Source organism: Pseudoxanthomonas taiwanensis (genome assembly GCF_010093135.1).
GTDB classification, from domain to species: Bacteria; Pseudomonadota; Gammaproteobacteria; order Xanthomonadales; family Xanthomonadaceae; genus Pseudoxanthomonas; species Pseudoxanthomonas taiwanensis.
The window spans coordinates 36,904-60,136 of record NZ_PDWK01000008.1; the positions used below are offsets into that span (position 1 = coordinate 36,904).

Genomic DNA, 23,233 nt, shown 5'->3' on the forward strand with positions numbered 1-23,233 from the left:
GGCTCAGCCGCCGTGGCGCAGCAGCAGGTCGCGCAGCGGCGTGCGCTGCAGCAGCAGGCCGAGGGCCACGCCCGCGGTGTTGGCCAGCGCATCGGCCGGATCGGCCAGGCGCGTGGCGGTGAGCGCGCCCTGGGCCAGTTCCAGGGCCGCGCCCATCAGCACCAGGCCGATGCCCGCCGTCCACAGCGCACGCCCGGGGCGGAACAGCTGCACCGCCGCCGCGGCCAGCGCGGCGTAGGCCAGCAGGTGCTCGAGCTTGTCGCCGTGGCGCGGCAGCTCGACGGGCGGCGGCGGGACCAGGCTGGCCACGCAGACCACGGCCAGCGCCAGCAGCCACAGCCCCAGCCACAGGCGCGGCCGCCGCAGCGGCTTGAGCACGCCCGCCACGCTCACAGCCGCCAGCTGAGGTCGCCGAGCAGGAAGGCCGGACTCAGGTCCACGTCGCGGCAGAAGGCCATGGCCTGGAAGCGTTCGCCCATCTGCTCCGGCAGGGTCAGGCGCTTGAGCTCCTGGCGCAGGCGCAGCGCGCCCACCTCGTCGGTGCGCGCCTCGGCCTCGGCCAGCAGGCGGGCGATGCCGTTGCCCAGCAGGAAGCTGGCCTGGGTGCAGTAGCCGGCCAGGTCGAAGCCGGCGCCGGTGCCGGCCTCGGCCAGCGCGGTGAAGTCCACCGAGGCGGTGATGTCCTGCAGGCCCGGCCACAGCAGCACGTCCCCGTGCATGCGCTGGCGGTAGAACGCGCGCAGGGTGCCGTCGCAGCGCTGCGGCAGGTAGTACTCGCGGCGCGGATAACCGTAGTCGAAGAACAGCATCGCACCCGAGCGCAGGCCGCCGGCCACCGCCTGCAGCCAGTACGGCAGCTGCGGCAGCAGCTCGGAGCGGTAGCCGTCGGCAAAGCGCGTGTCCAGGTACTGCTCGACGTGGCGCACCGCCGCGGTCAGCAGCGCGTCGGCCGGCCGGTCGATGCGCACGAAGGCGCCGTCGGACCCCACCGCCACATGCTCCTCCAGCACCTGGCTGTCGCGCAGGGTGAAGCGCGGCGTGGGCAGGGCGTCGACCACCTCGTTGGCGAACAGCACGCCGTCCCACTCGTCCTCGAACGGCCGTTCCAGCCACTCCACCAGCCCGAACACGGTGGGCGTGAGCGTGCGCTGCAGGTGCTCGCGCTGGCGGTGGCGCAGGTCGGCCGAGGGCTCGAGGATGGCGTAGCGGTCCGGCAGCGCGTCCAGCTCCAGCATGCGCTTGAGGGCGACCTCGGCGAACACGCCGCTGCCGCCGCCGACCTCCAGCACCCGTGCGTACGGGCCCAGCTCGCGCAGCACCTCGGCCAGCACGCCGGCCACGGTGGCGGCGAACAGGCGGCCGCTCTCGGGCGCGGTGACGAAGTCACCGGCCGCGCCGAACTTGGTGGCGCCCGCGCTGTAGTAGCCCCGGCCGGGTGCGTACAGGCACAGCTCCATGAAGCGCGAGAACGGCACGCTGCCGCCGGAGGCAGCGATCTCCGCGCGGATGTGCTCGGCCAGGAGCTGGCTGTGGCGCAGGGCGTCTTCGTCGGGCGGCGGCAGGTCGGCGTGCATCGTGGGAACGGGCATTGGAGAATGGCCAGCATAGCCGAGGAGGCCTTTGCATGACCTCACCCCATCCCGTGGCCCTGGTCACCGGCGCCGCGCGCCGCATCGGCGCGGCGATCGCCCGGCGCCTGCACGCGGCCGGCTACGACCTGGCCCTGCACCACCGCCGCTCGGACGCGGAGATGGCGGCGCTGGCCGCGCAGCTGCGCGCCGCGCGCCCGGACAGCGTACTGGTGCTGCGCGCCGACCTGCGCCAGCCCGACGGCCTGCCGGACCTGGTGGCGCGCTGCGTGGGCCACTACGGCCGCCTGGACGCGCTGGTGAACAACGCCTCCAGCTTCCACCCCACGCCGCTGGGCCGGGCCACGCCGGAAGACTGGGACGACCTGTTCGGGGTCAACGCGCGCGCGCCGTTCTTCCTGGCCCAGGCCGCGGCGCCACACCTGCAGGCGGCCGGCGGGGCCATCGTCAACCTGGCCGACGTCTACGCCGGCCGGCCGCTGGCCGGCCACCCGCTGTACTCGGCGGCCAAGGCCGCGCTCGTGTCGCTGACCCGCTCGCTGGCGCTGGCGCTGGCGCCGCGGGTGCGGGTCAACGCGGTGGCGCCGGGCGCGATCCTGTGGCCGGAGCAGGAACAGGACCCGGCCGCGCGCGCGGCGATCCTGGCCGCCACCGCGCTGGGCCGCACCGGCACGCCGGAGGACATCGCCGGCGCGGTGCACTGGCTGCTGTCGGACGAGGCCGGCTACGTCACCGGGCAGGTGCTGCACGTGGACGGGGGGCGGGAGCGCTGAGCGGCAGGGACACCTGCTCGAACGCCTCGTCGTGCTGCGGGTGTTCGCGCCACAGCGCGGCCAGGGTGCGCCCGCTGAGCGGGTCGACGAAGTCCGGGGCGATGTCGGCCAGCGGCTTGAGCACGAAGGCGTGCTTCAGCTCCGGGCGCGGGATGCGCACCCGGCCGGCGGCGTCGCGCAGCACCTGGTCGCCGTAGAACACCACGTCCACGTCGAGGGTGCGGTCGGAGAAGCGCGGCACGTCGCGGCGGCGGCCGTGGCGCGCCTCCAGCGCGTGCAGCCAGTCCTCCAGCGCCGGCAGCGGCATCGCCGTGGCCAGCGCCACCGCGTTGTTGAGGAACGGCGCGCCGTCGAAGCCCACCGCCGGGGTGCGGTAGGCCGGCGACACCCGCAGCGGGCCGAAGCACGCCTGCAGCTCCGCCACCGCCGCCGCCAGGTGGCGCTCGGGCTCGAGGTTGCTGCCCAGGCTGAGCAGGACGGGGATGGCGCCGCCTTTGGGGGCGCCGGGCGCGTGGGGCGTGGGCATGGGGTCAGGAACGTTCGGGGTGGCCGTCGCGGGCCGGCGGGCCGGGATCGGCGGCCTCACGCGGCGCCTCCCAGGGGAAGCGCGGCAGCGACTGCACGGCCTGCTCAAGGCGGCGCGACCAGTTGGCGTGGATGTCGGCGTACAGCGGATCGGTGGCGTCCATGCGCATCTGCCGCTCCACGCGCAGCCCGCCGGCGCGCACCAGGGCCAGGTCCAGCGGCAGGCCGACCGACAGGTTGGAACGGATGGTGGAGTCCAGCGACAGCAGCGCGCAGCGCGCGGCGTCCTCCAGGCTGGTGTCCGGGCGCACGATGCGGTCGAGGATCGGCTTGCCGTACTTGGACTCGCCGATCTGCAGGTAGGGCGTTTCCGGCGAGGCGGAGATGCAGTTGCCCAGAGGGTAGACCAGGTACAGGCCGGGGCGTTCGCCGGCGATCTGGCCGCCGAAGATCAGCGTGGCCTGGGTGCTGGTGCCGCGCTCCGCGTCGGCCTCGTCCACCCGCGCCTGGCTTTCGACCAGCAGCCGGCCGACGTAGGCGGCCGCCTCGAACAGGTGGCGGAAGCCACGCAGGCTCTGCGCCGCGTCCGGGTCGTCGGCGTCGCGCTGCAGGCAGGCGATGACCCGCTGGGTCGTGGCCAGGTTGCCCGAGGTCATCACCACGAACACCCGCTCGCCCGGCCACTGGAACACATGCAGCTTGCGGTGCACGCGCACGTCGTCCACGGAGGCGTTGGTGCGCGTATCCGCGGCGAAGACCAGGCCTTCGTCCACCTGGATGCCGACGCAGTAGGTCATGGGCGAGCCTGTTCCGCTGTGCAGGGGGATTCTATGCCCCGCACCGGGGCCGGCCAGTGAACGCGCCGGCACGCGCCCGCCGCCGGCCCGGCTCAGGCCGGCAGCCCCTGGTCCTGTGCCCGGTCGCGCGGCTCGGCGTCCAGGCTGCCGCGCGGCCCGGCCAGGGCGCGGAAGTCGCCGCCCGAGGGGTTCTGGAACACGCGCAGGCCGAATTCCGGCAGGATCGCCAGCAGGTGGTCGAAGATGTCCGACTGGATGCCCTCGTACACCGCCCAGCGGGTGTCGTTGGTGAAGCAGTAGATCTCCAGCGGCAGGCCCTCGGCGGTGGGCTGCAGCTGCCGTACCAGCAGGGTCATGTCCTGGTGCACGCCGGGATGGCGGCGCAGGTAGCGCTCCACGTAGGCGCGGAAGGTGCCGAGGTTGGTGATGCGGCGGGCGTTGAACGGCAGCCGGCCGTCCTCGCCCAGGCCGGCGTTCCACTCGGCCAGCTCGCGCTCCTTGTGCTCCAGGTACTCGCGCAGCAGCACGAAGCGGCGCAGGCGGGCGCGCTCGGCCTCGTCCAGGAAGCGCACGCTGGTCTGGTCCAGGTACAGCGCGCGCTTGATCCGGCGTCCGCCGGATTCCTGCATCCCGCGCCAGTTCTTGAACGACTCGCTGATCAGCTTCTTGGTCGGGATGGTGGTGACGGTCTTGTCCCAGTTGCGCACCGTCACCGTGTGCAGGGCGATGTCGATGACATCGCCGTCGGCGTTCTGGCTGGGCATCTCGATCCAGTCGCCGATGCGCACGCGGCCGTCGCTGCTGATCTGCACGCTGGCCACCAGCGACAGCAGGGTGTCCTGGAACACCAGCATCAGCACCGCGGTGGCCGCGCCGAGGCCGGTGAGCAGGTGGGTCAGCTTCACGCCGGCGAGGGTGGCGACGATGGACAGGCCGGCCAGGGCGAAGATCACGATCTTGGCCACCTGCAGGAAGCCCTTGATCGGCCTGTTGCGCGCGTCCGGGCGGCGCTCGTACAGGTCGTTGACCGCGTCCAGCGCGTGCGAGAAGGCCAGGGCCAGGGTCAGCACCACCCAGGCCTGGCAGGCGCCGTGGACGAAGGCCACCAGGGCCGCCGGCAGGTCCGGGATCCAGCCGATGCCGGAGGAGATCACCATCGCCGGCACCACGTTGGCCAGGCGCGGGATCACCCGCATGTCGGCGATCCCGGCCTTGCCTGTCTGGCTGGCGAGCATCGCCAGCAACCGGCGCAGGCCGCGCAGCAGGATGCGCTTGGTGACGAAGTTCGCGATGGCCGCGGCGCCCAGCAGCAGCGCCAGCAGCAGGGCCGGCCAGGCCCAGGGCCAAGGCGCCAGCAGGTCCCTCACCCCATGCAGCCCGATCAGGCTGGTCCAGTCACCCGCAGTCGATACACCCCACACCACTTACGACTCCTTCGCCGGCGCACTGCGCTCGATCACCACGCCCACCGCCCGCGCGCCGCGCACCGCGCCGGGCTTGCTCAGCTTCAGCCGCACCCAGCGCACCCCGAACTCGCGGATGACCAGTTCGGCGCAGCGCTCGGCCAGGGTCTCCACCAGGCCGAAGTCCGACTGTTCGACGTACTCGATCAGGCGCTTGCTGACCGCCTTGTAGTCGAGGGTGTCGGCGATGTCGTCGGTGGCCGCCGGGCGGCGGTTGTCGAAGGCCATCTCCAGGTCGAAGCACAGGGGCTGGCGGATGCGCCGCTCCCAGTCGTAGATGCCGATCAGCGCCTCGATCTCCAGGCCCTCGATGAATACCTTGTCCATTGGATGCTGCGACAATACGGGCTCAGGATTCTAGCCCAAGGGCGACGGCACCGAATGAAACTGGCCTATTTCCTCAAGGATGCGACCGCTTCCGGTGGCATGGAGCGCGTGCTCTCCAACAAGTGCGCCTGGTGGTGCGCGCAGGGACACGAGGTGCATGTGGTGTCGCTGGTCGATCCGCAGGGACGCGAGCCGTTCTTCCCGTTTCCCGCGCAGGTGCGCCACCACAACCTCGGCCTGCAGCGGATCTACCGCAAGGGCCTGGCGAACAAGCTGCGCAAGGGACGCAACGTCGAAGCGTTCGTCGCCGCCGCCGACCGCTGGCTCACGCAGTTCCAGCCGGACATCGCGATCTCGATGTTCGACGAGTATTCGCGCCACCTGCCGCGTACCCGCCATGCGTGCTGCAAGGTCGGCGAGCTGCATTTCGCCAAGCACAAGAGCGCGCAGCACATGTACCGGCTGGAGCGGACCGCCGCCGGACGCGCCCTGTGCCGGCTCTACAAGCACGCCGACTACCGCCTGATCGGCGGCTACGACGCCTTCGTGACCCTGACCGCGCAGGATGCCGAGGCCTGGGGCCGGCTCCCCAACATCACCTCCATCCCCAACGCCGCCAGCTTCGTCTGCCCCACGCGCGCACCGCTGGATTCGAAGCAGGTCATCGCGCTTGGCCGCAATACCCGGCAGAAGCGCTTCGACCGCCTGCTGAAAGCGTGGTCGCGGGTGGCGCCACGCCATCCGGATGCGACCCTGCGCATCGTCGGCCCGGGCGGCAAGGACGACCTGCGCCGGCTCGCGCACAGGCTGGGGATCGAGTCGCAGGTCACCCTGGACGACGCCGTGCGCGACGTGCCCGGCGCGCTGATGCAGGCAAGCGTGCTGGCGTTGTCCTCGCAGTACGAGGGATTCGCGATGGTACTGCTGGAGGCGATGAGCTGCGGCCTGCCGGTGGTGGCCAGCGACTGCCGCAGCGGCCCGGCGGAAATCGTCACCCACGGCGAGGACGGCTTCCTGGTCGCGCCGGGCGACATCGAAGGCATGGCCGCGGCGCTGGACCGGCTGCTGTCGGATCCGTCGCTGCGCGACGCGATGGGCGCCGCCGCCCACCGCAACGTCGCGCGTTTCTCCGAGCAGGCGGTGATGGCCCGCTGGCAGGCGCTGTTCGAAGGGCTGTTACGCGCCTGAGGCGGCCAGCGCCGGCAGGGCGGCCATGTCCCAGCGCGCGGCGACCCTCACCTGGGCGCCGTCGTGCTGGCCGGCCTGCAGGCGCAGCGCGCCGGCGAAGGCGATCATGGCGCCGTTGTCGGTGCACAGCGACGGGCGCGGGAAGCAGGCGCGGCCGCCGCGGGCCGCGGCCATCTTCTGCAGCCGCGCGCGCAGGCGGCGGTTGGCGCCGACGCCGCCGGACACCACGATCACGTCGCTGCCGGCCGCGTCCAGCGCGCGCTCGCACTTGATCGCCAGGGTTTCGACCACCGCGTCCTCGAAGCCGCGCGCGATGTCGGCCCGGGTCTGCGCCGACCGGTCGGACTGCTGCCAGGCCAGCAGCACCTGGGTCTTCAGCCCGCTGAAGCTGAAGTCCAGGCCGGGCCGGTCGGTCATCGGCCGGGCGAAGCGGAACACGCCCGGCCGGCCCTGCTCGGCCAGCGCCGCCAGCTGCGGGCCGCCGGGGTAGGGCAGGCCCATCAGCTTGGCGGTCTTGTCGAAGGCCTCGCCGGCGGCGTCATCCAGGGTCTCGCCCAGCAGCCGGTAGCGGCCGATGGCCTCCACCGCCACCAGCTGGGTGTGGCCGCCGGACACCAGCAGGGCCACGAACGGTGGCTGCGGCGGGTTGTCCTCCATCAGCGGGGCCAGCAGGTGGCCCTCCATGTGGTGCACGCCGATCGCCGGCACCTCCAGCGCCCAGGCAAGCGCCCGGGCCACGCCGGCCCCGACCAGCAGCGCCCCGACCAGGCCGGGGCCGGCGGTATAGGCCACGCCGTCCAGGTCGCCCGGTGCCAGGCCGGCCTCGGCCAGGGTCTGGCGGACCAGCGGCAGCAGCTTGCGCACGTGGTCGCGGCTGGCCCGCTCCGGGACCACCCCGCCGTACTCGGCGTGCAGGGCGATCTGGCTGTAGACCGCGTGCGCCAGCAGGCCGGCGCCGGTGTCGTACACGGCCACGCCGGTTTCGTCGCAGGAGGTTTCGATGCCGAGCACGCGCATGGGACCGGGGGACGGGAAGCGGAACGGGGCCGGGGCGGCGTCTTGCGACCGGCCCCGGAAGGTGGCTATCATACGCGGCTCACCCGGGCCATGCCCGGTATTTTGCCACCGGAGATTCCATGCCCAGCGTCAAAGTCCGCGAGAACGAGCCGTTCGAGTTTGCGCTCCGCCGCTTCAAGCGTACCTGCGAAAAGGCCGGCATCCTGGCCGAGACCCGCAAGCGCGAGTACTACGAGAAGCCGACCCAGGAGCGGAAGCGCAAGGCGGCCGCCGCGGTGAAGCGCCAGCTGCGCCGCATGGCGCGCGACGTCACCAAGCGTCAGCGCCTGTACTGAGCCCAGCCCGGGATCGCCGCGCGCCGCCTGCCGGCCGCGCGGCACCCCACGGAAGCCGGCACGCTCGCGCGTGGCCGGCTTTTCGCGTTTGACCTGTGGCAGGCCCGCCGCACTCCCCCGTACCACCAAGGTGTTTCCATGAGCCTCAAGCAGCGACTGACCGACGACATGAAGGCCGCCATGAAGGCGGGCGACAAGGACACGCTGGGCGTGATCCGGCTGATCAACGCCGCGATCAAGCAGAAGGAGGTGGACGAGCAGACCACCCTGGACGACGCCCAGGTGGTGGCCGTGCTCGACAGGATGGTCAAGCAGCGCCGCGACTCGGTGGCCCAGTACGAGAGCGCAGGCCGCGAGGACCTGGCCGCGGTCGAGCGCGCCGAGATCGCGGTGATCGAGCGCTACCTGCCGGCCAAGCTGGACGAGGCGGCGATCCTGGCCGCGATCGAGGCGGCCATCGCCCAGACCGGCGCCAGTGGCCCGGCCGACATGGGCAAGCTGATGGGCGTGCTCAAGCCGCAGCTGGCCGGCCAGGCCGACATGGCCGTGGTCTCGAAGCTGGTCAAGCAGAAGCTGGCCGGCTGAATGCGCGCCCGCGGCGGCGGGCCACCCGGCCCTCCGCCGAAGCCCTCCGGCCGGCGCTTGCCGGCCGCCCCGGCGGGCCGGCGACAATGCGCTTCCTCTCCCACAGGGTTGCGCCGATGCCCGACTCCCACGCCATCCGCCTGCGCCCGGCCGTCCCGGCCGATGTGCCGGCCATCCTCGAACTGATCCGCGGCCTGGCCGAATACGAGCGCCTGGCCCACGAGATGGTGGCCACCGCCGCCGACCTGGAGGCGGCCCTGTTCGGCCCGCGCCCGGCCGCCGAGGTGGTGCTGGCCGAATGCGACGGCCATGTGGCCGGCTTCGCCCTGTTCTTCGTCTCCTTCTCGACCTTCCTGGGCAGGCCCGGCCTGTACCTGGAGGATCTGTTCGTGCGCCCGGACTTCCGCGGCCGCGGCATCGGCCGCCGGCTGATGACCCGCCTGGCCGCGCTGGCGGTGGAACGCGGTTACGGCCGCTTCGAGTGGTCGGTGCTGGACTGGAACAGGCCGGCCATCGACTTCTACCGCAGCCTGGGCGCACGGCCGATGGACGGGTGGACGGTGCAGCGGGTGGACGGCGAGGCGCTGCGCGCGCTGGCCGCCCGGGCCGGCGGCTGATCACGCACCGGCCACGCGGCCGCCGACAAGCTGGGCACGCCACCGCGAGCGTGCCCGCATGCCCCGTCCCTCGCCACACAAGCTGCGCCGGCACCTGCAGCGCCTGCAGGAAAGCCTGCCCGTGGCCCTGCTCAAACGCTTCGTCGAGGCCGACCTGATGACCCAGGCCGCCTCGCTGTCGTTCTACACCCTGCTGTCGCTGGCCCCGCTGCTGGTGCTGCTGCTGTGGCTGACCGCCTCGCTCTACCCGCCGGCGCAGCAGGCGCTGGTGGAGCAGATCGGCGCCCTGGCCGGGGCGCAGGCCGCGGAGGTGGCTGCCACCGTCATCCGCAACGCCGACGCGCAGCCGGACGTGGGCTCGCTGGCCGGGCTGGCCGGCACCGCGCTGCTGCTGCTGGGCGCCACCGTGGTCTTCGCCCAGCTGCAGGGCGCGCTGAACCTGGTGTTCCGAACCGGCGGCGAGCGCCTCGGCGGGCTGGGCGCCTGGCTGCGCAAGCGGGTGTTCTCGCTGGGCGTGGTGCTGGCCCTGGGCTTCCTGCTGATCGTGTCCATGATCGCCACCACGGCGCTGCAGCTGGTGTTCGCGCGCATCCCCTCGCTGCTGCCGGCGGTCGGCTACCTGACCACCCTGCTGCTGTACGCGCTGGCCTTCGCCTTCCTCTACCACTACCTGCCCGACCGCCGCGTGGCCTGGCGCCAGGCCTGGCTGGGCGGTGCCATCACCGCCGGCCTGTTCGCCCTGGGCCGCTACCTGATCGGCCTGTACCTGGCACGCGCCGCGCCGGGCAGCGCCTACGGCTCGATGGGCGCGCTGGTGCTGCTGCTGGTGTGGATGTACTACGCGGCCCTGGTGTTCTTCGCCGGGGCGCTGGTGACCGCGGTGATCGACGAACGCGCCCATGCCCGCCGGCGCCTGCGCCAGGCCGGGCTCGGCACCGGCTCCGCGGACGGAGGCACGCAGGCCGGGGCCTGAGGCCCGCGGCGGGCAGCGCCCGCCACGCGGACGGGGCCAGGAACCCGCGCCGATGGCATGCTATTGCGATGGCCCGCCTGCCCGACGCGTTCATCGACGAGCTGCTCGCGCGCACCGACATCGTCGAGATCGTCGGAGCGCGGGTGCCGCTCAAGCGCAAGGGCCGCGAGTACGCCGCGCCCTGCCCGTTCCACGACGAGCGCACGCCCTCGTTCTACGTCTCCCCGACCAAGCAGTTCTACCACTGCTTCGGCTGCGGCGCGCACGGCACGGCGATCAGCTTCCTGATGAACTACGACCGCCTCGAGTTCCTCGACGCGGTCGAGGAACTGGCGCGCCGCGCTGGCATGGAGCTGCCCGGGGACACCCGCCAGGGCCCGCAGGAGAGCGACCTGCGCGACCAGTACGCGGCGCTGGAGGCGGCGGCCAGGCTGTTCCAGCGCCAGCTGGCCGACAGCCCGCGTGCGCGCGCCTACCTGGAGGGCCGCGGCGTGGACGCCGACACCTGCGCGCGCTTCGGCATCGGCTACGCCCTGGACGGCTATTCCAGCCTGAAGGACGCGCTGGGCACGGACGAGCGCCGGCTCAGGCTGCTGGAACGCACCGGCATGCTCTCGCGCAACGAGCGCGGGCACGTGTACGACAAGTTCCGCGACCGGATCATGTTCCCGATCCACGACCGCCGTGGGCGGGTGATCGCCTTCGGCGGCCGCGTGCTGGACAGGGACGCCAGCCCCAAGTACCTCAACTCGCCGGAGACCGCGCTGTTCCACAAGGGCCGCGAGCTGTACGGCCTGTGGCAGGCGCGCCAGGCCAACACGAAGCTGGAACGGCTGATCGTGGTCGAGGGCTACATGGACGTGGTCACCCTGTTCCAGTTCGGCGTGACCCAGGCGGTGGCCACCCTCGGCACCTCGACCACGCCGGACCACGCCGAGCTGCTGTTCCGCAATGCCCCGGACGTGTACTTCTGCTTCGACGGCGACGCCGCCGGCCGGCGCGCGGCCTGGCGCGCGGTCGAATCGGTGCTGCCGCGGATGAAGGACGGCCGCCAGGCCTTCTTCCTGTTCCTGCCCGAGGGCGAGGACCCGGACAGCATCGTGCGCAAGGAGGGCGCGGCCGGCTTCGACGCGCGCCTGGCCCAGGCCACGCCGCTGTCGCGGTTCTTCTTCGACGAGCTGGGCCGGGACATCAACCTGGGCACGCTGGACGGCCGCGCGCGCCTGGCCGAGCGCGCCCGCCCGCTGCTGGCGCAGCTGCCGGACGGTGCCTTTGCCGACCTGATGCGCCAGGAGCTGCAGCGCCTGACCGGCGTGGGCACGGCCGGCGTGGCCGCACCCGCGCCGCCGCGCCCGCCGGCGCGGCCGCGCACGCCCACGCGCAAGCGCAGCCTGGTGCGCAGCGCCATGGCCCTGCTGCTGCAGCAGCCCTCGCTGGGCCTGAGCGTGGAGCGCCCCTACCGCTTCGCCAGCCTGCGCCAGCCGGGCGTGCCGCTGCTGCTGGAGCTGCTGGAGGTGGTGCACCGGCGCCCGGAGATCAGCACCGGCGCGCTGCTGGAGCATTTCGCCGGGCACGAGCACGCCGAGGCACTGCGCCAGCTGGCCGCGCAGGCGCTGCCCGGCGACGAGGCCAGCTGGGCCGCCGAACTGCACGACGCCATCGCCCAGCTGGAACGGCAGACCCTGCAGCAGCGCATCGACGAGTTGCAGCAGAAGCAGCGCAGCCAGGGCCTGGACAGTTTCGACAAGTACGAGCTGCGCCAGCTGCTGCAGGCGCTGGCCGGGCGCGGCTGAGCGTCCCCGCCCGGCGCTCCGCGCCGGCCATGCTAGGATGCGCCCCACGAAGGGGAGTAGCCCCCGACGCACGCGTCGTCATGACGGGCCGGCAGGCCCCGGCGCGGCGGCAGGCCACCGGCCTGTGGGCAAGACCTTCGCCGTCCCGCGGCGAAGGTGCATCCGTCCAGCGATGCCACTCCACCGCGGCCCTTGGACCTTCCGGAGCCCGCTCCCCATGCAATGCCCGCACTGCACCACCGTGACCCTGGCCATGACCGAACGCCAGGGCATCGAGATCGATTACTGCCCGTCCTGCCGTGGCGTCTGGCTGGACCGTGGCGAACTGGACAGGCTGCTCGCCCGTGCCGAGGCGGCGCCCGCACCCGCATATCCCGCCCAGCGCGGCCCCGGACACGACGGCGGCCATGCCCGGCATGGCGACCATCGGCGCAGGAAGCCGAAGTCGCTGCTGGGCGAACTGTTCGACTTCTGATACCCCTCCCCCATCCACGCCGACGCCGCCTGCACCCGCGGCGCGGCACCCTCCGATTGCCTGACCGAAGCGCACCCACATGGACGCCTTGCTCAACCCCGAAATCTGGATCGCCCTGGCCACCCTCACCGCGCTGGAACTGGTGCTGGGTATCGACAACATCATCTTCATCTCGATCCTGGCCGGGCGCCTGCCGCCGGAACAGCGCAACAGGGCGCGCAGGCTCGGCATCGCCGCCGCAGCGATCACCCGCCTGGGCCTGCTGTTCACCATCGCCTGGATCATTGGCCTGACCAGGCCGCTGTTCGAGCTGTTCGGCCATGCCTTCTCCTGGCGCGACCTGATCCTGATCGGCGGCGGCCTGTTCCTGATCGGCAAGGCCACCCATGAGATCCACCAGAAGATCGAGGGTGCCGGCATGCCCGAGGAAGGGCCCAACCTGGCCCGCGCCGCCACCTCCTTCGGCGGCGTGATCCTGCAGATCATGCTGCTGGACATCGTGTTCTCGCTGGACTCGATCATCACCGCCGTCGGCATGGTCGACGAGCGCTGGGTGATGGCCACCGCGATCCTGGTCTCGATCGTGTTCATGATCGGCTTCGCCGGCCCGATCGGCGACTTCGTCGAGCGCCACCCCACGGTCAAGGTGCTGGCGCTGAGCTTCCTGATCATGATCGGCCTGGTGCTGATCGCCGACGGCTTCGGCCAGCACATCCCCAAGGGCTACATCTACGCGGCGATGGCCTTCTCGGTGTTCGTCGAGCTGATCAACCTGTGGATCCGGCGGCGCGAGCAGCAGGCCGCCGCGCGGCGCGGGCGCGCGTCCTGAGCCGCCGGCGCGGCGCCGGGCCCCGTGCCCGCACCGCGTTTGTCCGGCCGACCGGGCGGGCACAGAATCGCCCGGTCCCACACGCGGAGGAACGCCCCCGATGATCCACATCCGCAACACCCCGCTGCTGGCCGTGGCCCTGGCCGCGGCGCTGGCCGCCTGCGGCCGCGAGGCGCCGCAGCCTGCCGCCCCCCAGGCCCCGGCCGCCACCGAAGGAGCGCCGGCCACGGCCGCCGCCGAAGCGGCCAGCCACGACTTCGCCATCGGCGGACTGCAGGCCACCGCACTGAAGAACGGCGGGCTCACCGTGCACAACGACAACTCGGTCTTCGGTGTCGGCCTGACCCCGGACGAGGTGGCCGGCGTGTTGTCCGCCGCGCGCCTGCCGACCGACGCCCTGCCCCTGAGCGTGCAGCCGCTGCTGGTGCGCGATGGCGGGCGGGTGATGCTGTTCGACACCGGCGCCGGCCGCTTCATGGGCGAAGGCGCCGGCACGCTGGGCGCCGCGCTGCAGGCGGCCGGCGTGGAACCTGCGCAGGTCACCGACGTGTTCATCTCCCATGCCCACGGCGACCACGTCGGCGGCCTGCTCGACGCGCAGGGCGCGCTGGCCTTCCCCAACGCCACCGTGCACATCTCGCAGACGGAGTGGGAGGATCTGCAGGCGCAGGCCAAGGGGCCGGACGAGTGGGCGGCCAAGGTCGCCGCGGCGGTGGTGCCCGCGGTCGCCCCGAAGCTTTCCACCTTCGCCCCGGACGCGGAGCTGGTACCCGGCCTGGTGCGGGCGGTGCCGACCCCGGGCCACACGCCCGGCCACGTCTCCTTCCGCATCGGCAGGGACGCGCAGACCCTGCTCTACGTGGGCGACGTGGTGCATCACCCGGTGGTCTCGGTGCAGCGCCCGCAGTGGACCCTGCAGTGGGACCGCGACGCGGCCGCCGGCGCGGCGCAGCGGACCCGGCTGCTGGAGGAGCTGGCCGGCAGCGGCGAGCGCGTGTACGCGGTGCACTTCCCGTTCCCGGGCCTGGGCCGCATCCAGCGCGGCGCGGCCGGGCAGCTGGCCTGGGTCGCCGAGTGAACCACGTGGCGGCCGCGCCGGCCGGGCGCGTCCGCCATGCCCGCGCGGTGCTTCAGTCCGCGCGCAGCAGCGGCAGCCAATGGTCCACCAGCAGGAAGGCGAACAGCGCCATCAGGTAGACCACCGAGTACTTGAACACGCGCATGGCGAAGAACTCGTCCGGCGGGTCCAGCAGGCGCCAGGCGTACCAGAGGAACACGCTGCCCAGCACCAGCGCCCCGCCCAGGTAGAACAGCCCGCTCATGCCGAACACCACCGGCAGCACGCTGGCCTCCACCAGCAGCACCGTGTAGAACAGGATCTGCCAACGCGTGTAGGTCACGCCGTGGGTGACCGGCAGCATCGGGATCAGCGCGCGCGCGTAGTCCTCGCGGCGGAAGATGGCCAGCGCCCAGAAGTGCGGCGGGGTCCAGACGAAGATGATCAGCACCAGCAGCAGCGCGTGCTGCCAGTCCCACGGGCCTTCCATGTTGGTGACCGCCGCCCAGCCCAGCAGCGGCGGCGCGGCGCCGGCGATGCCGCCGATGACGATATTCTGCGGCGTGGCGCGCTTGAGGAAGCCGGTGTAGATCACCGCGTAGCCGATCAGCGAGGCGAAGGTCAGCACCGCGGTGAGCACGTTCACCCACAGCACCAGTACCGCCATGGAGGCCACGCCCAGCAGCAGGGCGAACACCAGCACCTGCGCCGGGCGCAGCGCGCCGGTGGCCAGCGGCCGGTGCGCGGTGCGCGCCATCAGCTTGTCGATGCGCTGGTCGATCAGGTGGTTGAGTGCGGCGGCCGAGGCCGAGGCCAGCCAGATGCCGAGCAGGCCGGCCAGGCCCTCCTTCGCCGGCGGCAGCCCCGGCACCGCCAGGAACATGCCCACCAGCGCGGTGAACACCAGCAGCGCGACCACGCGCGGCTTGGTCAGCTCCAGGTACTCACGCCACAGGGGCACGGCGGGACTCATGCGACCGGCTCGGGTTCCCGCAGGCGCGCCAGCAGGGTGACCAGCACAAACAGCAGCGCCACCGCGCCGGCGTTGTGCAGCACGGCCACGGCCAGCGGCAGGGCCAGCTTGACGTTGAGCACGCCCAGCGCCACCTGCACCAGCACCAGCCCGCCCAGCAGCGTGGCCCAGCCGCGCATGCCCGGCGTGCGCATCAGCCGCCCGGCCAGCCACAGCAGGTACACGCACACCACCACCGCGCCCAGGCGGTGCGCCATCTGGATGGCGATGCGCGAAGCACCGTCCAGCACACCGCCCTCGTAGTCCACGCCGATCCCGCGCCAGAGCACGAAGCCCTCGCGGAAGTCGGCCTGCGGCCACCAGTGGCCGGCACAGCGCGGGAAGTCCATGTAGTGGTGGGGCGCGCCGGTCCAGCCGCCGCCACCGCAGGCCAGCGCCGCGTAGTTGGCGCTGACCCAGCCGCCGAGGGCGATCTGCAGGCCCAGCACCACCAGGCCCACGGCCAGCCAGCGGCGCAGCACGCCGGCGTCCACCAGGCGGATCGGCAGGTCGGTGGCGCGCCAGGCCATCCACACCAGCAGCGAGAAGGTGGTCAGGCCACCCAGCAGATGGCCCATCACCACGATGGGCTTGAGCAGCATCGTCACGGTCCACTTGCCCAGCAGAGCCTGGAACACGATCACCGCCAGGGTCAGCGCCGCCGCGCGCGCCAGGTCCACGTTGGACCAGCGCAGCGCGGCCAGCAGCAGCACCGCCTCACCGGCGCCGGCCAGGGCGAAGGCCAGCGGGACCTGCCCGGCCATGTAGGCCGGGATCGCAGCGGCCACCAGCGCCGAGGCGCCGAGGATCTGGGCCACGCCGAAGCGGCGCCGGCGCGCGGCCAGCAGCGCCAGCAGCAGCACCAGCACGCCCAGCGAGGCGGCCAGGTGGCGGTGCACCTGCTCGCGCCAGGCCTTGTGCGTCTCGAACGGGCGGATCTGGCTGGCCGCGTGCGCGGCGGCCTCGTGCGGCGCCGACGGCCAGGTGGCGCGGCCGTAGCAGGTCGGCCAGTCGGGGCAGCTGAGGCCGGCGTCGGACAGGCGCACGAAGGCGCCGAACACGACCACGCACGCGGTGAGGATCACCGCCAGCCAGGCGATGCGGTGGAAATGGCGGGCCAGCGTCGGGCGGACCAGGGGTTTCATCGCGAAGGCAGTCTCACTTGAGCTTCAGCAGGCGGGCCACGTCCTCCCGCAGCCCGGCCGGGTCGGCGCCGGGCGGATAGTGCAGGATCACGAAACCGTTGGGGTCGACCACGTACAGGGGGACGCCGGACGGAGCGGCGGCCTGCGGCAGGGCCGCGCGCAGCGCCGCGTCCTCCTGCAGCGGCACCAGCTCCGGCAGCGGCGGCGCCGCGGCCGGCAGCGCGCCCAGCCACAGCACCTGCACGCGGTCGGCGTTGTGGCCGAACAGGCGCCAGACCTTGTCCAGCTGCGCCAGCACCTGCGCGCAGTCCGCGCCGCAGCCGGACTCGGGCGCGGCGGCGAGGATGCGCCAGGGGCGCGCGGCCGGGTTCCATGCATAGGGGCCGCCGTCGGCCCGCCGCGGCGGCGACTGGCGCAGGTCCACCGGCGGCTGCAGCAGGATGCCGTGGTTCTTCAGGCCCGGCGGCATCCAGCCGGCCAGGCGCAGCACGCCGGCCCCGAGCGCCGAACCGAAGAACAGCACGAACACCGCGATCAGCATCAGGCGCCCGCGGGTGCGGGCCGCGTCGGAAGCGGGAACGGTCATGGCGGCGATTTTCGCACGCCCGCGCCGTCGCCGCCCGTGGCCGTGCCGGCACCGCGTCCGCGGCGGCGCAGTGTCAGCACCAGCGCGATGGCCAGCACCGTGGCGGCCAGGCCGAACCACTGCACGGCATAGCCCAGGTGCCGCTGCGGCGGCAGCGTGTTGGGCAGCAACTCCAGGTCGCGCATATGGCCCACCGGCAGGTCCGGATCCAGGCGCAGGACGCGCGGCGCCAGCGCCGGCAGCCCCAGCGCCGCGGCCAGCGCGGGCGGATCCAGCGCCACCGCCAGCAGCGTGCCGTCGTCCTGGCGTGCCGGCGGCGCCGCGGCCAGGCCCGGCGAGGGCGGCGGCAGCAGCAGGCCGCGCACCTCCGCCAGGGCCGGCGCCTCCACCTGCGGCAGGCGCCGGTCCGGCGGCAGCGGCAGCCAGCCCAGCTCCACCAGCAGCGGCACCGCCGCCGCGTCCTCCGGCAGGAACACACGGTACGCGCGCACGCCGGGGCGGCCCGCGCGGTTCTGGTTGTCCAGCAGCACCGCCGGCAGCGGCGCGAAGCGGCCACGCCCGGCCGCCCAGTCGTAGGCGCGCGCGCGCGCCGGATCGGCCGCATGCGCCAGCGGTCGCGGGTCGCGCTCGCGCAGCACCCGGGCGGCGGCGTCGAGCATGGCCTGCTTGGCGGCCATGCGCTGCAGCTGCCAGGTGCCCAGCGCGGCGCACGCGCCGGCCACGGCCAGGGCCAGGCCCCAACCGGCCCACAGCGGCAGGCGCCGGCTCACGGGCGCCTCCACGCGGCCATGCCCGCCGCCTGCAATAATGGCGCGCACAAGCCCGCGTCCATCGAGGCCGCACCCGTGAACGATTCGCTCAAGACCCTGGCGATAGTGGCGTTCCTGCTGCTGATCATATGGAACCTGGGGTCGGCGCTGTACTACCTGCTGGTCGACCGCGGCCAGAGCAAGCGTACCGTCAATGCCCTGACCCGCCGCATCGCCCTGTCGGTGGCCCTGATCCTGCTGGTGATCCTCGGCATCTGGACCGGCGTGATCCAGCCGCACGGCGTGGGCGGCTGATCCGGCCCTCCCGCCTCCCCGGTGCACGGCCGCCGGCCGGCCACGGCTCCGGCGTGCCCGTGCCCATGGCGGTACGGCCCCGGAAAAGGCGACGGGCGCCGCGCGGCGCCCGTCGTCGCTTGTGCAGGCCGGCTGGCCGGCCGCTCAAACCACGTAGACGAACAGGAACAGGGCCAGCCAGACCACGTCCACGAAGTGCCAGTACCAGGCCGCCGCCTCGAAGGCGAAGTGGCGGTCGCGGGTGAAGTGGCCCCTGGCCGAGCGGAACCACATCACCAGCAGCATGATCGTGCCCAGGGCCACGTGCGCGCCGTGGAAGCCGGTGAGCATGAAGAACGTCGAGCCGTAGATGCCAGAACGCAGGGTCAGGTTCAGCTCGGTGTAGGCGTGGATGTACTCCGAACCCTGCAGGTACAGGAACAGCACGCCCAGGGCCACGGTGGCGCCGAGCCAGAACAGCAGCTGGCCGCGCTTGTCGCCCTTGAGCGCGTGGTGGGCGATGGTCAGGGTCACGCCCGAGGTGAGCAGGATCAGGGTGTTGATCAGGGGCAGGCCCCAGGCCGGGATGGTCTGGAACTGGCCGCCGACCTGGCCGGGACCGGAGGTGGGCCAGGCCGCGCTGAAGCCGTTCCACAGCAGCTCGTTGGTCAGCACGCCGTCGCCCTCGCCGCCCAGCCACGGCAGCGCGAACTGGCGGGTGTAGAACAGCGCGCCGAAGAACGCGCCGAAGAACATCACCTCGGAGAAGATGAACCAGATCATCCCCATCCGGAAGGAGACGTCCACCTGCCGGTTGTAGTAGCCGGACTGGGATTCGCGGACGACCTCGCCGAACCAGTAGAACAGGGTGGCGACCATCATCGCCACGCCGGCGGCGAACGCCCACTTGCCCCAGGACAGGTCGTTCATCCAGGTCGCGGCGCCGATCATCAGCACGAACATGGACACCGATGCGAAGATCGGCGCCTTGCTCTTGGCCGGCACGAAGTAGACGTTGGCGTCGGTCGGATGTTGGGCCATGGCGGTTTCCGTTGTGTCAGGGCGCCGAATGCGGCGTGCTTGCCGCCCCGGCCGCGCCCAGCCGCGCGGTCAGGGCATCGTTCTTGTAGAAGGTGTAGGACAGGGTGATGGTCTTCACGTCGGCCGGCAGGTCCGGGTCGACGATGAAGCGCACCGGCATCTCCCGCGTCTCGCCCGGCTGCAGGGTCTGCGCGGTGAAGCAGAAGCACTCGGTCTTGGTGAAGTGGCCCGAGGCGCGCGCCGGCGCCACCGAGGGCACCGCGCTGCCGACGATCGGCCGGTCGGCCTCGTTGCGCGCGTAGTACACGGCCTCGTTGAGCTGGCCGGGCACCACCTGCATGGTCAGCTGGGCCGGCTCGAAGCTCCACGGCAGCCTGGAGTTCACGCTGCCGTCGAACTGCACCGTCACCGTGCGCGACTGCGGCACGGCGCCGGCCTGGCGCACCTGGCCGGGCCCCTGCTCCAGGCGGATGCCGAACACCTTCTCGCAGGCGATGCGGTACAGCGGCACCAGCGAGAAGCTGAAGGCGAACGCGGCCACGGCCACGGCGGCCGGCTTGAGCCAGGCATTGCGGCGGGAGCTGTCCTGCACGCTCATCGCCCCAGCACCCCGGAGAGGATGAAGCCCACGTAGACCAGCAGCGCGATGGCGCCCACCACCCACGCGGTGCGCACCGCGCCCTTGCGGCGCTGCGCCAGGTCGTGGTTGTCGCGCGGTGCGGTCATGGCCTGCCCCTCGTTCCAGGCACCCCGGGGCCAAGACCCCGGGACGCGTTGCTCAGTGGCTCACGTCGCCGTGCGCCAGGTCGCCGTCGCGGATGACCGGCGGCACGGTGAAGGTGTGGTGCGGCGCCGGCGAGGGCACAGTCCACTCCAGACCCTTGGCCGACTCCCAGGCGCGGGCCTCGGCCTTCTCGCCGTTGCGCAGCGAGGCCAGCAGGATGGCGGCCATCATGAACGGCGTGACGAACATGCCGAAGGCGCCGATCGAGCTGACCAGGTTCCAGTCCGCGAACACCACGTTGTAGTCCGGGATGCGGCGCGGCATGCCGGCCAGGCCCAGGAAGTGCTGCGGGAAGAACAGCAGGTTGACGAAGACCACCGACCACCAGAAGTGGATCTTGGCCCAGGTCTGGTTGTACATGCGGCCGGTCCACTTCGGCCACCAGTAGTACACCGCGGCGATCAGCGCGAACACGGCGCCGGTGACCAGCACGTAGTGGAAGTGGGCGACCACGAAGTAGGTGTCGTGGTACTGGAAGTCGGCCGGCACGATGGCCAGCATCAGGCCGGAGAAGCCACCGATGGTGAACAGGATCACGAAGGCCACCGACCACAGCATCGGCGCCTCGAAGGTCAGCGACCCCTTCCACATGGTGCTGACCCAGTTGAACACCTTCACGCCGGTCGGCACCGCGATCAGCATCGTGGCGAACATGAAGTAGATCTCGCCGCCCAGAGGCATGCCCACCGTGAACATGTGGTGGGCCCACACGATGAACGACAGGAAGGCGATCGCGGCGGTGGCGTACACCATGGCCTGGTAGCCGAACAGCGGCTTGCGGCTGAAGGTCGGGATGATCTCCGACACCACGCCGAAGGCCGGCAGGATCATGATGTAGACCTCGGGGTGGCCGAAGAACCAGAAGATGTGCTGATACATCACCGGGTCGCCGCCGCCGGCCGCGTTGAAGAAGCTGGTGCCAAAGAACTTGTCGGTCAGCAGCATGGTGACCGCGCCGGCCAGCACCGGCATCACCGCGATCAGCAGGAAGGCGGTGATCAGCCACGTCCAGCAGAAGATCGGCATCTTCAGCAGGTCGATGCCCGGGGCGCGCATGTTGAGGATGGTCGCGATGATGTTGATCGCGCCCATGATCGAGCTGATGCCCGCCACGTGGATGGCGAAGATGGTGAAGGCCACGTTGTAGCCGCCCTGCAGCGACAGCGGCGGGTACAGGGTCCAGCCGCTGGCCGGACCGCCGCCGGGCAGGAACAGCGACAGCAGCAGCAGGCTGAAGGCCACCGGCAGCAGCCAGAACGACCAGTTGTTCATGCGTGGCAGCGCCATGTCCGGCGCGCCGATCTGCAGCGGGATCATCCAGTTGGCCAGGCCTACGAAGGCCGGCATCACACCGCCGAAGATCATGACCAGGGCGTGCACCGTGGTCATCTGGTTGAAGAACTCGGGACTGACCCACTGCAGCCCCGGCGTGGCCAGCTCGGCGCGGATGATCACGCTCATCGCCGCGCCGATGATGAACATCACGAACGAGAACAGCAGGTACAGCGTGCCGATGTCCTTGTGGTTGGTCGAGAAGAACCAGCGCTCGACGAACCCGGGCTGATGGTGGTGTCCGTCGTGGTGCTCGGCGGCGGTGTGGGCCATGGCGTTGCTACCTCTGGTATGCGTTTGCGTGGCGGACCGCGGTGCGGGCCGTTGCGTCCTGGTCAGGCCTGGGCCGGGGCTTCGGCCCCGTCACCGGCCGGCGCCTCCCCGTCGGCGCCCCCGGCGTCCTCCGCGTCCGGGGCGTCGGCCGCGCCGGCCTGCTGCTTGCGCGCGGCCAGCCAGCGCGCGAATTCCTCCTTGGACACCGCCTCGACCACGATCGGCATGAAGGCGTGGTCCTTGCCGCACAGCTCGGCGCACTGGCCGCGGTACACGCCAGGCTGCTCGATGCTGGTCCAGGCCTCGTTGATCAGGCCCGGGATGGCGTCCTGCTTCCAGCCCAGCGCCGGGACCCACCAGGAGTGGATCACGTCGTCGGCGGTGATCACGAAGCGGATCTTGGTGTCCACCGGCAGGACCAGCCGGTTGTCGACCTCGAGCAGGTAGTACGGGTGCTTCTCGCGGTCCGGGATCTCGCCGCTCTGGCGGATGCGGTCGGACTCGCGGTCCAGTCGGCTGGTGAACTCCACGCCCTCGCCGAGGTACTCGTACTTCCACATCCACTGGTAGCCGGTGACCTTGACCGTCATCTCGGCGTCGCGGGTGTCGTACATGGCGATCAGCTTGGCCGTGGCCGGCCAGGCCATGATGATCAGCAGCAGCACCGGGATCACGGTCCAGACGACCTCGGCCTTGGTGTTGTGGCTGAACTGCGCCGGCACCGCGCCCCTGGACTTGCGGAACTTGAACATGGCGTAGGCCATGGCGCCGAACACCACCAGGCCGATGCCGATGCACACCACCAGCGCGACCATGTGCGCCTCGTAGGCGTTCTGCGAGGTGGCGGTGACGCCGCGTCCCATGTTCAGCTGCCAGCGGTGCGGATCCGCCGCCTGGGCCCAGGCCAGTGCCGGTGCCGCCACCAGCGCGACCGCCGCCAACCACCGCTTCCACCACCCGTTCGCTTGACTCATTGCCTAGACCCTGTCTGCGTCGTCGGTTGCGGCCGCGCCGCGGCCACCAGGAATTCCCCCATGCACCGCGCCAGCTGCGAGCGTTCGGCCGGCCCCAGGAAGGCGCCCACCTCCACCCGCCTGCCGCTGGAAGACAGCGTGATCCGTTCGCCGTCCTCCTCCACCTGCAGCCGCACCCAGTAAGGGTGGGCGCTGAACACGGCGCCGGCCCCGCGGCGGACTTCCACCACCCCGGGACCGATGGCGATCTCCTCGCCCCGTTCCCCGCTCAGCCACAGCCAGCGCAACGCCGCCGCCACGCCCGCGCTGTGCAGCAGGGCGAAGACGGGGGCCAGGACGTTGCCGGCCAGCCAGCCGATCCCGGCCCCCAGCCACATCGCCCCGGCCAGCACGGCGAACAGCGCCACGAACTGGCGGGCCGTCAGCGCCCGCGGCGGGCGCAGCCTGAGCTGCGCGCCGGGGTCGCCGGACATCCACGGCACCACCTCGATCACGTCGCCACCGCCGACTGCCGTCTGCGGAAAACGCCCTGATGGTAGCCGCGGAGCAAAGCCAGCGGCAACCTGCATTGATCGGGGGCATGGCGCCGGCGGCTGTTTTGTGGCAGAGGGGTACGGGCCCGCACCCGTCGCCGCCGGTTTCCATGAACAGGCGCAACCGCCACGCGGCCCCGGGGGCCGCGTGGTGCGGCGAATAGAAT

Annotated in this window: 28 protein-coding genes; 11 read left to right on the forward strand and 17 right to left on the reverse strand. The window is 72.1% G+C overall.

Annotated elements, in window-relative coordinates:
- Positions 1 to 3: 3 nt before the first annotated feature.
- Positions 4 to 393, reverse strand: coding sequence for a VanZ family protein (locus CR938_RS02805; RefSeq protein WP_425502411.1), 390 nt, complete (start codon positions 391 to 393; stop codon positions 4 to 6).
- Complete coding sequence (locus CR938_RS02810; protein WP_162123583.1) at positions 390 to 1,574, reverse strand: class I SAM-dependent methyltransferase; 1,185 nt, start codon at positions 1,572 to 1,574, stop codon at positions 390 to 392. Before CR938_RS02810 ends, CR938_RS02805 begins: the two co-directional genes overlap by 4 nt.
- Positions 1,575 to 1,624: 50 nt before the next feature.
- On the opposite strand from CR938_RS02810, the gene CR938_RS02815 reads away from it, so the two are divergent.
- Complete coding sequence (locus CR938_RS02815; RefSeq protein ID WP_162123556.1) at positions 1,625 to 2,362, forward strand: pteridine reductase; 738 nt, start codon at positions 1,625 to 1,627, stop codon at positions 2,360 to 2,362.
- On the opposite strand, the gene folK is transcribed toward CR938_RS02815, so the two are convergent.
- From folK to folB, 4 genes are all read right to left on the reverse strand, one after another.
- Positions 2,319 to 2,888, reverse strand: coding sequence for a 2-amino-4-hydroxy-6-hydroxymethyldihydropteridine diphosphokinase (gene folK, locus CR938_RS02820; protein WP_162123557.1), 570 nt, complete (start codon positions 2,886 to 2,888; stop codon positions 2,319 to 2,321). The two genes, CR938_RS02815 and folK, sit on opposite strands and share 44 nt — an antisense overlap.
- Before the next feature lie 4 nt (positions 2,889 to 2,892).
- A complete protein-coding gene (locus CR938_RS02825) occupies positions 2,893 to 3,684 on the reverse strand; it encodes a proteasome-type protease (protein WP_162123558.1) in 792 nt (263 codons plus the stop codon).
- A gap of 92 nt (positions 3,685 to 3,776) precedes the next feature.
- On the reverse strand, positions 3,777 to 5,060 hold the full coding sequence (locus CR938_RS02830; RefSeq protein WP_425502414.1) for a mechanosensitive ion channel family protein: 1,284 nt from the start codon (positions 5,058 to 5,060) through the stop codon (positions 3,777 to 3,779).
- A gap of 48 nt (positions 5,061 to 5,108) precedes the next feature.
- Positions 5,109 to 5,474 (reverse strand): dihydroneopterin aldolase, encoded by a 366-nt coding sequence (gene folB / locus CR938_RS02835; RefSeq protein WP_162123559.1) that lies wholly within the window; start codon positions 5,472 to 5,474, stop codon positions 5,109 to 5,111.
- 54 nt (positions 5,475 to 5,528) lie between these two features.
- Here folB and CR938_RS02840 point away from each other — a divergent pair, with 54 nt between their 5' ends.
- Positions 5,529 to 6,662: a glycosyltransferase family 4 protein gene (locus CR938_RS02840; RefSeq protein WP_162123560.1), complete on the forward strand. Its 1,134-nt coding sequence runs from the start codon at positions 5,529 to 5,531 to the stop codon at positions 6,660 to 6,662.
- On the opposite strand, the gene tsaD is transcribed toward CR938_RS02840, so the two are convergent.
- Positions 6,651 to 7,679, reverse strand: a complete 1,029-nt coding sequence (gene tsaD / locus CR938_RS02845; RefSeq protein WP_162123561.1) for a tRNA (adenosine(37)-N6)-threonylcarbamoyltransferase complex transferase subunit TsaD — start codon at positions 7,677 to 7,679, stop codon at positions 6,651 to 6,653. The two genes, CR938_RS02840 and tsaD, sit on opposite strands and share 12 nt — an antisense overlap.
- Before the next feature lie 119 nt (positions 7,680 to 7,798).
- Here tsaD and rpsU point away from each other — a divergent pair, with 119 nt between their 5' ends.
- From rpsU to CR938_RS02885, 8 genes are all read left to right on the forward strand, one after another.
- The gene (rpsU, locus tag CR938_RS02850) at positions 7,799 to 8,014 is read left to right on the forward strand and encodes a 30S ribosomal protein S21 (protein ID WP_162123562.1); all 216 of its coding nucleotides are present in this window, start codon (positions 7,799 to 7,801) and stop codon (positions 8,012 to 8,014) included.
- A gap of 138 nt (positions 8,015 to 8,152) precedes the next feature.
- A complete protein-coding gene (locus tag CR938_RS02855) occupies positions 8,153 to 8,599 on the forward strand; it encodes a GatB/YqeY domain-containing protein (RefSeq protein ID WP_162123563.1) in 447 nt (148 codons plus the stop codon).
- Positions 8,600 to 8,715: 116 nt separating this feature from the next.
- Entirely contained in the window at positions 8,716 to 9,216 is a 501-nt protein-coding gene (locus CR938_RS02860) for a GNAT family N-acetyltransferase (RefSeq protein ID WP_162123564.1), read from the forward strand.
- 58 nt (positions 9,217 to 9,274) lie between these two features.
- Positions 9,275 to 10,189 (forward strand): YihY/virulence factor BrkB family protein, encoded by a 915-nt coding sequence (locus CR938_RS02865; RefSeq protein ID WP_162123565.1) that lies wholly within the window; start codon positions 9,275 to 9,277, stop codon positions 10,187 to 10,189.
- Between the two features lie 68 nt (positions 10,190 to 10,257).
- Positions 10,258 to 11,982, forward strand: coding sequence for a DNA primase (dnaG, locus tag CR938_RS02870; protein ID WP_162123566.1), 1,725 nt, complete (start codon positions 10,258 to 10,260; stop codon positions 11,980 to 11,982).
- Between the two features lie 217 nt (positions 11,983 to 12,199).
- Complete coding sequence (locus tag CR938_RS02875) at positions 12,200 to 12,457, forward strand: TFIIB-type zinc ribbon-containing protein (protein ID WP_125075748.1); 258 nt, start codon at positions 12,200 to 12,202, stop codon at positions 12,455 to 12,457.
- 79 nt (positions 12,458 to 12,536) lie between these two features.
- The gene (locus CR938_RS02880; RefSeq protein WP_162123567.1) at positions 12,537 to 13,286 is read left to right on the forward strand and encodes a TerC family protein; all 750 of its coding nucleotides are present in this window, start codon (positions 12,537 to 12,539) and stop codon (positions 13,284 to 13,286) included.
- A gap of 100 nt (positions 13,287 to 13,386) precedes the next feature.
- A complete protein-coding gene (locus CR938_RS02885; RefSeq protein ID WP_162123568.1) occupies positions 13,387 to 14,364 on the forward strand; it encodes an MBL fold metallo-hydrolase in 978 nt (325 codons plus the stop codon).
- Between the two features lie 52 nt (positions 14,365 to 14,416).
- On the opposite strand, the gene cyoE is transcribed toward CR938_RS02885, so the two are convergent.
- The 4 genes from cyoE to CR938_RS02905 are packed head-to-tail and all read right to left on the reverse strand — an operon-like array spanning position 14,417 to position 17,856.
- Positions 14,417 to 15,316, reverse strand: coding sequence for a heme o synthase (cyoE, locus tag CR938_RS02890; protein ID WP_162123569.1), 900 nt, complete (start codon positions 15,314 to 15,316; stop codon positions 14,417 to 14,419).
- Entirely contained in the window at positions 15,313 to 16,500 is a 1,188-nt protein-coding gene (locus CR938_RS02895; protein ID WP_162123570.1) for a COX15/CtaA family protein, read from the reverse strand. The genes cyoE and CR938_RS02895 overlap by 4 nt, the downstream gene beginning before the upstream one ends.
- Positions 16,501 to 16,513: 13 nt before the next feature.
- Positions 16,514 to 17,086 (reverse strand): hypothetical protein, encoded by a 573-nt coding sequence (locus CR938_RS02900; protein WP_162123571.1) that lies wholly within the window; start codon positions 17,084 to 17,086, stop codon positions 16,514 to 16,516.
- Complete coding sequence (locus CR938_RS02905; RefSeq protein ID WP_425502413.1) at positions 17,083 to 17,856, reverse strand: SURF1 family protein; 774 nt, start codon at positions 17,854 to 17,856, stop codon at positions 17,083 to 17,085. Before CR938_RS02905 ends, CR938_RS02900 begins: the two co-directional genes overlap by 4 nt.
- A 75-nt stretch (positions 17,857 to 17,931) precedes the next feature.
- Between CR938_RS02905 and CR938_RS02910 the strand changes: the two genes are divergently transcribed.
- Complete coding sequence (locus tag CR938_RS02910; RefSeq protein WP_162123572.1) at positions 17,932 to 18,150, forward strand: twin transmembrane helix small protein; 219 nt, start codon at positions 17,932 to 17,934, stop codon at positions 18,148 to 18,150.
- Positions 18,151 to 18,294: 144 nt separating this feature from the next.
- Here CR938_RS02910 and CR938_RS02915 read toward each other — a convergent pair whose 3' ends face one another.
- The 6 genes from CR938_RS02915 to CR938_RS02935 form a co-directional block, all read right to left on the reverse strand.
- Positions 18,295 to 19,170 carry a cytochrome c oxidase subunit 3 gene (locus tag CR938_RS02915; protein ID WP_162123573.1) on the reverse strand — a complete coding sequence of 292 codons (876 nt, stop codon included), beginning with the start codon at positions 19,168 to 19,170 and terminating at the stop codon, positions 18,295 to 18,297.
- A 16-nt stretch (positions 19,171 to 19,186) separates the two neighbouring features.
- Entirely contained in the window at positions 19,187 to 19,768 is a 582-nt protein-coding gene (locus CR938_RS02920; protein ID WP_162123574.1) for a cytochrome c oxidase assembly protein, read from the reverse strand.
- Positions 19,765 to 19,896, reverse strand: coding sequence for a hypothetical protein (locus CR938_RS14745; protein WP_281350206.1), 132 nt, complete (start codon positions 19,894 to 19,896; stop codon positions 19,765 to 19,767). Before CR938_RS14745 ends, CR938_RS02920 begins: the two co-directional genes overlap by 4 nt.
- A gap of 52 nt (positions 19,897 to 19,948) precedes the next feature.
- Positions 19,949 to 21,559 (reverse strand): cytochrome c oxidase subunit I, encoded by a 1,611-nt coding sequence (gene ctaD / locus CR938_RS02925; RefSeq protein WP_162123575.1) that lies wholly within the window; start codon positions 21,557 to 21,559, stop codon positions 19,949 to 19,951.
- A 62-nt stretch (positions 21,560 to 21,621) separates the two neighbouring features.
- Positions 21,622 to 22,533 carry a cytochrome c oxidase subunit II gene (gene coxB / locus CR938_RS02930; RefSeq protein WP_162123576.1) on the reverse strand — a complete coding sequence of 304 codons (912 nt, stop codon included), beginning with the start codon at positions 22,531 to 22,533 and terminating at the stop codon, positions 21,622 to 21,624.
- Positions 22,530 to 23,027: a DUF2244 domain-containing protein gene (locus CR938_RS02935; RefSeq protein WP_162123577.1), complete on the reverse strand. Its 498-nt coding sequence runs from the start codon at positions 23,025 to 23,027 to the stop codon at positions 22,530 to 22,532. Before CR938_RS02935 ends, coxB begins: the two co-directional genes overlap by 4 nt.
- Between the last annotated feature and the right edge of the window lie 206 nt (positions 23,028 to 23,233).

Excerpts from the sequence above, each read along its gene's own strand:
- CR938_RS02810 (WP_162123583.1), bottom strand. The coding sequence starts at position 1,574 with ATGCACGCCGACCTGCCGCCGCCCGACGAAGACGCCCTGCGCCACAGC.
- CR938_RS02815 (WP_162123556.1), top strand. The coding sequence starts at position 1,625 with ATGACCTCACCCCATCCCGTGGCCCTGGTCACCGGCGCCGCGCGCCGC.
- folK (WP_162123557.1), bottom strand. The coding sequence starts at position 2,888 with ATGCCCACGCCCCACGCGCCCGGCGCCCCCAAAGGCGGCGCCATCCCC.
- CR938_RS02825 (WP_162123558.1), bottom strand. The coding sequence starts at position 3,684 with ATGACCTACTGCGTCGGCATCCAGGTGGACGAAGGCCTGGTCTTCGCC.
- folB (WP_162123559.1), bottom strand. The coding sequence starts at position 5,474 with ATGGACAAGGTATTCATCGAGGGCCTGGAGATCGAGGCGCTGATCGGC.
- CR938_RS02840 (WP_162123560.1), top strand. The coding sequence starts at position 5,529 with ATGAAACTGGCCTATTTCCTCAAGGATGCGACCGCTTCCGGTGGCATG.
- tsaD (WP_162123561.1), bottom strand. The coding sequence starts at position 7,679 with ATGCGCGTGCTCGGCATCGAAACCTCCTGCGACGAAACCGGCGTGGCC.
- rpsU (WP_162123562.1), top strand. The coding sequence starts at position 7,799 with ATGCCCAGCGTCAAAGTCCGCGAGAACGAGCCGTTCGAGTTTGCGCTC.
- CR938_RS02855 (WP_162123563.1), top strand. The coding sequence starts at position 8,153 with ATGAGCCTCAAGCAGCGACTGACCGACGACATGAAGGCCGCCATGAAG.
- CR938_RS02860 (WP_162123564.1), top strand. The coding sequence starts at position 8,716 with ATGCCCGACTCCCACGCCATCCGCCTGCGCCCGGCCGTCCCGGCCGAT.
- CR938_RS02865 (WP_162123565.1), top strand. The coding sequence starts at position 9,275 with ATGCCCCGTCCCTCGCCACACAAGCTGCGCCGGCACCTGCAGCGCCTG.
- dnaG (WP_162123566.1), top strand. The coding sequence starts at position 10,258 with ATGGCCCGCCTGCCCGACGCGTTCATCGACGAGCTGCTCGCGCGCACC.
- CR938_RS02875 (WP_125075748.1), top strand. The coding sequence starts at position 12,200 with ATGCAATGCCCGCACTGCACCACCGTGACCCTGGCCATGACCGAACGC.
- CR938_RS02880 (WP_162123567.1), top strand. The coding sequence starts at position 12,537 with ATGGACGCCTTGCTCAACCCCGAAATCTGGATCGCCCTGGCCACCCTC.
- CR938_RS02885 (WP_162123568.1), top strand. The coding sequence starts at position 13,387 with ATGATCCACATCCGCAACACCCCGCTGCTGGCCGTGGCCCTGGCCGCG.
- cyoE (WP_162123569.1), bottom strand. The coding sequence starts at position 15,316 with ATGAGTCCCGCCGTGCCCCTGTGGCGTGAGTACCTGGAGCTGACCAAG.
- CR938_RS02895 (WP_162123570.1), bottom strand. The coding sequence starts at position 16,500 with ATGAAACCCCTGGTCCGCCCGACGCTGGCCCGCCATTTCCACCGCATC.
- CR938_RS02900 (WP_162123571.1), bottom strand. The coding sequence starts at position 17,086 with ATGACCGTTCCCGCTTCCGACGCGGCCCGCACCCGCGGGCGCCTGATG.
- CR938_RS02915 (WP_162123573.1), bottom strand. The coding sequence starts at position 19,170 with ATGGCCCAACATCCGACCGACGCCAACGTCTACTTCGTGCCGGCCAAG.
- CR938_RS02920 (WP_162123574.1), bottom strand. The coding sequence starts at position 19,768 with ATGAGCGTGCAGGACAGCTCCCGCCGCAATGCCTGGCTCAAGCCGGCC.
- CR938_RS14745 (WP_281350206.1), bottom strand. The coding sequence starts at position 19,896 with ATGACCGCACCGCGCGACAACCACGACCTGGCGCAGCGCCGCAAGGGC.
- ctaD (WP_162123575.1), bottom strand. The coding sequence starts at position 21,559 with ATGGCCCACACCGCCGCCGAGCACCACGACGGACACCACCATCAGCCC.
- coxB (WP_162123576.1), bottom strand. The coding sequence starts at position 22,533 with ATGAGTCAAGCGAACGGGTGGTGGAAGCGGTGGTTGGCGGCGGTCGCG.